This is a genomic window from Enterobacter sp. ZOR0014, from assembly GCF_000798855.1.
GTDB classification, from domain to species: Bacteria; Pseudomonadota; Gammaproteobacteria; order Enterobacterales; family Enterobacteriaceae; genus Enterobacter; species Enterobacter kobei.
The window spans coordinates 1-5,571 of the sequence record NZ_JTLF01000150.1 but is presented as its reverse complement, the minus strand read 5'-3'; the positions used below and the strand labels follow the sequence as shown (position 1 = coordinate 5,571).

Genomic DNA, 5,571 nt, shown 5'->3' with positions numbered 1-5,571 from the left:
CGGCCTACAAAACCCGTAGGCCCGTGCAAGCGTAGCGCCGCCGGGCAATTGTGAAGTAGCCAAACTATGTCCGAAACCAAAAACGAATTAGAAACTCTGCTGGAACAGGCGGCCACCGAGCCCGCTCACCGTCCGGCATTTTTCCGCACGTTGCTGGAATCTACCGTCTGGGTGCCAGGCACCGCGGCGGAAGGTGAGCAGGTTGTGGAAGACAGCGCGCTGGATCTGCTGCACTGGGAGAAAGACGACGGCTCTTCAGTGATCCCGTTCTTTACCTCACTGGAAGCGCTGCAGGAAGCCGTGGAAGATGAACAGGCATTCGTGGTGATGCCGGTGCGTACGCTGTTTGAAATGACGTTGGGCCAGACCCTGTTCCTCAACGCCAAACTGCCAACCGGGAAAGAGTTCACCCCGCGTGAAATCAGTCACCTGATGGGTGAAGAGGGCAATCCGCTCAGCACTCAGGAAGTGCTGGAAGGGGGGGAAACGCTGCTGCTCTCCGAAGTGGCCGAGCCGCCCGCGCAGATGATTGATTCCCTGACCACGCTCTTCAAAACGCTCAAGCCCGTCAGGCGCGCATTCCTCTGCTCCATTAAAGAGAATGCCGACGAGCAACCGGTGCTGCTGATCGGTATTGAAGCAGATGGCGATATCGACGACATCATTCAGGCGGCGGGAAGCGTGGCGACCGACACGCTGCCGGGCGACGAGCCGATTGATATCTGCCAGGTGACGAAAGGTGAGAAGGGCATCAGCCATTTTATTACCGAGCACATCACGCCGTTTTATGAGCGTCGCTGGGGCGGGTTCCTGCGCGATCTCAAAACCAACCGCATTATCTGATGACGCGGGGTGAACTTCACCCCGTTGCTTCCAGCAGCAGTAAATCCATCAGCAGCACCAGATTCGACTCAAATGACGTCACGCCTGCTGCTTCAGCAGCGAAATGTACCGCTTCGTCATAGAGGGCAAAGTGTACGTCCGCCATCCCCGCCAGCGTATTGGCCGAGGCGCGGGTAAACGCGACGACGGTCATCCCGACGTTTTTGGCAATTCGCGCTTTATCCAGCACCTGCTCCGTTTCGCCGCTGCGTGAAACGGCAATGAACACCTGATAGCGGGCGGCGTTGCTGAGAAAAATGTTCCGGCTGTCCCCCGGCCCGGAGATAAATGCCGTTTTGCCCAACACCTGCAATTTCTTGGTCAGGTACTCGGCAAACAGATAGGAAAACCCGGCACCGTAGAGAAAAAAGCTCTCTTTCTGGCGCAGCAGGTTGGCAAACTGCTGGCGTTTGTCCTGGGTGACCCACTGAAAAGTTTGCTGATAGTTGGCGATGAATTGGTTAAAAAGGGCAGGCAGCTCAGGGAGCGATTGCCCCTGCACGGCGATATGCGGCGTGTCAGAAAGCAGCTGCTTGCAGTGCCAGATAAACTCGCTAAAACCGCTGAACCCCAGCTTCTGACACAGCCGCATAATGGTGGCGGTAGAAACAAATGTCGCCTGCGCCAGCTCGCGCACCGTGATATTGCCCACCAGCAGCGGATGCTCCGTGAGGTGGGCGAGGACGCGATACTCCGCGCGGGTCAGTGACGCCCCGCGCGTTAACAGCGTGGCCAGGCGGTTATCCATTATTTTGCCGGTTCAACCGGCAGATCGTCTCGCGCACCCCATTCGCTCCAGGCGCCGTCGTAAAGAGTGACGTCGTTAACCCCGAGGGTGGCAAGTGCCAGAATCACCACGCAGGCCGTTACGCCGGAACCGCAGCTGGCAATGATCGGACGATGTAAATCCACACCCGCACGGTCAAAAATGGCGCGCAGTTCATCGGTGGTTTTCAGCTCCCCTTCAAAAACCAGATCGCCCCACGGCACGTTCAGCGCGCCCGGAATATGTCCACGCTTCAGACCCGGACGCGGTTCATCCGCTTCGGCATTAAAGCGAGGAGCAGGACGGGCATCGACAATTTGCGCCGTCTTCTCGTGGCTAACGACCAGTACGTCAGTCAGACGTTTGACGACGTGTGCGTCAAACGTGGCATCGAAATCGCCTTCCGGCAGCGTGACATCACCCTGCTGAAGCGGCAGGTCATCACGCTTCCAGCCCGCCAGACCGCCTGCCAGAATTGACACTTTCTCTACGCCAAACTGTTTTAACATCCACCACGCGCGCGGTGCGGAAAAGAGGTTGCCCTCATCGTAAACAACCAGATGCTTGTCGCGGCTCACGCCCAGCTCGCGCATCGCCACGGAAAAGGCTTCCGGGCGCGGCAGCATGTGCGGCAGGGGAGAGTTGTGATCGGAGAGGGCTTCAATATCAAAAAACACCGCATCAGGCAGATGGCCGGCACGGTATTCAGCGAGCATATCACGAAGATGTTCCTGCCCGGCTGGGGCCATCCGCGCGTCAATAATCTGGACTTCCGGGTCGTCGCCGTGCTCAATCAGCCAGTCGGCGGCGACAAAATATGAGGTGGACATGGGATGCCTCCATTCTTTTCCGTAAAAAAGGATTGTCGGTGTTTTTTATGACACCGACAAGCAAACCACGTTCAACTCGCGAGCAAGCCCCTATTTTTTCACCGTTTCGCCATTCTGCCAGGCCTTTTGCAGTGCGGGCCAGTAGTCGCGGTTGGCTTCGATCATCTCATCCAGAATAGCTTTCGCGTGCGCCATGGTCGGCACGGTGCGGTTCAGGGTGAAGGCCTGCAGGGCTTTCTCATAACTGCCTTCGATGGTCGCCTCCACCAGCAGCTGTTCGGATGCCAGCTGCTGTTGCAGCAGGGTCTGATGGAACAGCGGCACCCGACCGATGCGCATAGGCTCTGGTCCTTCGGAGGTGATATAGGCGGGCACTTCCACCATCGCATCGTATGGCAGGTTGGTAATCGCCCCGCGGTTTTCCACCATCACCAGATGGCGGCTGCGCAGGTTAAAGGCCAGCGAGCAGGCCACGTCGACGATAAACTCGCCGTGGACGCCCACGTGGAAGGCATCCGGCAGGATCCCGGTGCGCTTGTACTCTTGCGCAGCAGCAAAGAGTTTTTTCTCACGCCCGTCCATCACTTCGTTAGCGCGGGTATAGTCCGGGTTCTGATGCTCCACAATCTGGTTTGGCATCAGGTAATACTGCAGATACGGGTTCGGCAGGTACTCCGGGAAGTTATCCATGACGGGCTTGATGTTGCGCCAGGTCTTCACCCAGGAGGGATCGGAATGTTGCGGATCGGTTTTAGCGGCGTCTTCCGTCAACAGGCCAAACTTCGCGATATGTTTGCGCAGTTCGGGCAGCTTGTCTTCGCCGTCCACCAGCACGCGGGTAAACCAGCCGAAGTGGTTCAGGCCGAAATAGTCCACCTCCAGCTTGTGGCGATCCACGCCCAGAATGGCACCCATATTGCGCATTGCGGCGACGGGCATATCGCAGATGTTCAGCACCCGCGCGTTCGGGCGCAGGCGGCGCACGCCTTCCGCCACGATCGCTGCCGGGTTGGAGTAGTTCACGATCCAGGCTTTTTCATGCGCGTAGCGATCCACCCGATCGATAAGCTCGACCATCGGCAGGATCGTGCGCAGTCCGTACGCCAGCCCGCCGGGACCGCAAGTCTCCTGGCCGACCACGCCGTGCCGCAGCGGGATCTTCTCATCCTGCTCGCGCATTTTATACTGACCGACCCGCATCTGGGCGAAGACGAAATGTGCGCCGCTGAACGCCACTTCCGGGTCAGTGGTGACGGTGAATTTGATGCTTTCACTGTGGTCACGAATCACTTTCTCAACCACCGGCGCGATGGTGTTCTGACGCGCCTCGTCGATGTCATAGAGGCGGATTTCGGCCAGCGGGAAGTCATGCAGACGTACCATCAGGCTTTTCACAATACCCGGCGTGTAGGTGCTGCCGCCACCGGCAATCGACAGAATAAAGGGGGGTGTAAACATCTTTAGCTCCTTTCAGAGAAACGTCTCAACGGCTTCTCGCATTTTTTTGACATGCAGCCCGTAGACCACCTGAACGTTGTTACCTTGTTTGATGACCCCTTTCGCGCCGGTCGCTTTCAGGCGCGGCTCGTCGATGATGTCGACGTCCTTCACCGTGACGCGTAAGCGGGTATAGCAGTTATCCACAACCTCAATATTCTCCCTGCCGCCGAGGCCCACTACGATGGACTCACCCAGCCCGTCGTTATTGCCCCTCGCCTGGTACTCCTGCTTGCTGTAGAGACGTGTCTCCTGATCCTCATCCTCACGGCCTGGGGTCTTCATGTTGAAGCGCAGAATAAGGAAGCGGAACACCGTGAAGTAGAGGGAAAACATGATCAGCCCTACCAGGATGTACATTGGCCAGTTGGATTTCTCCGTGCCGAGCGGCAGGTTGTAGAGAATGAAATCAATGATCCCGTTGGCACCGATGGCGTGAACACCAAATAGCGAGAACAGCATCATGCCGATGCCGGTCAGCACCGCGTGAACCACGAACAGCAGCGGCGCGACGAACAGGAAGGAGAACTCAATCGGCTCGGTGACGCCGACCAGCAGCGAGGTCAGCGCCGCCGGGATCAAAATGGCTTTCGCAACAGCTTTGCGTTCCGGTTTTGCGGTCATATACATCGCCAGCGCGGCGGCGGGCAGGCCGAACATTTTGCTGATGCCGCGCGCGTCCCACACCACGGTGCTGCTGAGCTGCTTCACCTCCGGACAGGCCATTTCGGCGAAGTAGATATTGCGCGCGCCCTGATAGGTTGCGCCGCATACCTCCTGCGTCCCCCCGAGTTCGGTATAGAGGAACGGGGTATAAACCAGATGATGCAGGCCAGTCGGTACCAGAATGCGCTCAAGGAAACCGTAAATGGCTACGCCGAACGGGCCTGAGCCTTTAATGGCCAGCGCCAGCGCGCTAATCCCGTGCTGAGCGTACGGCCAGATTTCGCTCATTACCACGCCGAGCAGCATGGAGACGGGCAGCATCACAATCGCGACAAAGCAGTGGCCGGAGTAAATCGCCATCGCACCGTTAAACTGTACGCCGGAATATTTGTTGTAAAGGTAGCCGGAGAGCGCCCCGGTCAGGATCCCGGCGAAAACACCCATCTCCAGCACCTGAACGCCCAGCACCATGCTTTGACCCGCGGCTTTCATCTGCCCGGCAGGCGCCAGCTCACCCTGAAGCTGTAACGTTACGTTCATGGCGTTGATAAACACCACGAAGGTCACCAGACCAATCAGCGCCGCGTAGCCTTTATCGCGCGTTGCCAGCCCAATCGGGATCCCGACGGCAAACACCAGCGCCAGGTTGACCAGCACTGACACGGCGGATTTGGCGATCAGCTGGCCGATACTCTGAATGAGCGGATGGCCAAGAAACGGCAGGTACTCGGCCAGGTTGCCGTTACCCAATACGTTACCAAAGGCGATAAACAGACCGACGATCGGTAAGATAAGTACGGGGCCGTACAATGATTTTCCGAAATTTTGTAGGGCGTTCACGGCTCGTTTCATGGCTTTCTCTCTTATTGAACCGCGCACTCGGGGTGCGTCATGGTCATAAAACTAGCAGGCTCCTGATGCTTTTATCCA

Annotated in this window: 5 protein-coding genes; 1 reads left to right on the top strand and 4 read right to left on the bottom strand. The window is 57.7% G+C overall.

Going from position 1 to position 5,571, the window contains the following annotated elements:
* The first annotated feature begins 66 nt into the window (after positions 1-66).
* On the top strand, positions 67-843 hold the full coding sequence (gene sseB, locus L977_RS07840) for an enhanced serine sensitivity protein SseB (protein ID WP_014884823.1): 777 nt from the start codon (positions 67-69) through the stop codon (positions 841-843).
* 16 nt (positions 844-859) lie between these two features.
* Here sseB and L977_RS07835 read toward each other — a convergent pair whose 3' ends face one another.
* The 4 genes from L977_RS07835 to L977_RS07820 all read right to left on the bottom strand — a co-directional run bounded on the left by L977_RS07835 (position 860) and on the right by L977_RS07820 (position 5,493).
* Positions 860-1,630, bottom strand: a complete 771-nt coding sequence (locus tag L977_RS07835; protein WP_014884822.1) for a MurR/RpiR family transcriptional regulator — start codon at positions 1,628-1,630, stop codon at positions 860-862.
* On the bottom strand, positions 1,630-2,478 hold the full coding sequence (gene sseA, locus L977_RS07830) for a 3-mercaptopyruvate sulfurtransferase (RefSeq protein WP_014884821.1): 849 nt from the start codon (positions 2,476-2,478) through the stop codon (positions 1,630-1,632). Before sseA ends, L977_RS07835 begins: the two co-directional genes overlap by 1 nt.
* A 90-nt stretch (positions 2,479-2,568) precedes the next feature.
* Positions 2,569-3,936 carry a 6-phospho-alpha-glucosidase gene (locus L977_RS07825; RefSeq protein WP_014884820.1) on the bottom strand — a complete coding sequence of 456 codons (1,368 nt, stop codon included), beginning with the start codon at positions 3,934-3,936 and terminating at the stop codon, positions 2,569-2,571.
* 12 nt (positions 3,937-3,948) lie between these two features.
* Complete coding sequence (locus L977_RS07820; RefSeq protein WP_014884819.1) at positions 3,949-5,493, bottom strand: PTS transporter subunit EIIC; 1,545 nt, start codon at positions 5,491-5,493, stop codon at positions 3,949-3,951.
* Positions 5,494-5,571 lie beyond the last annotated feature (78 nt).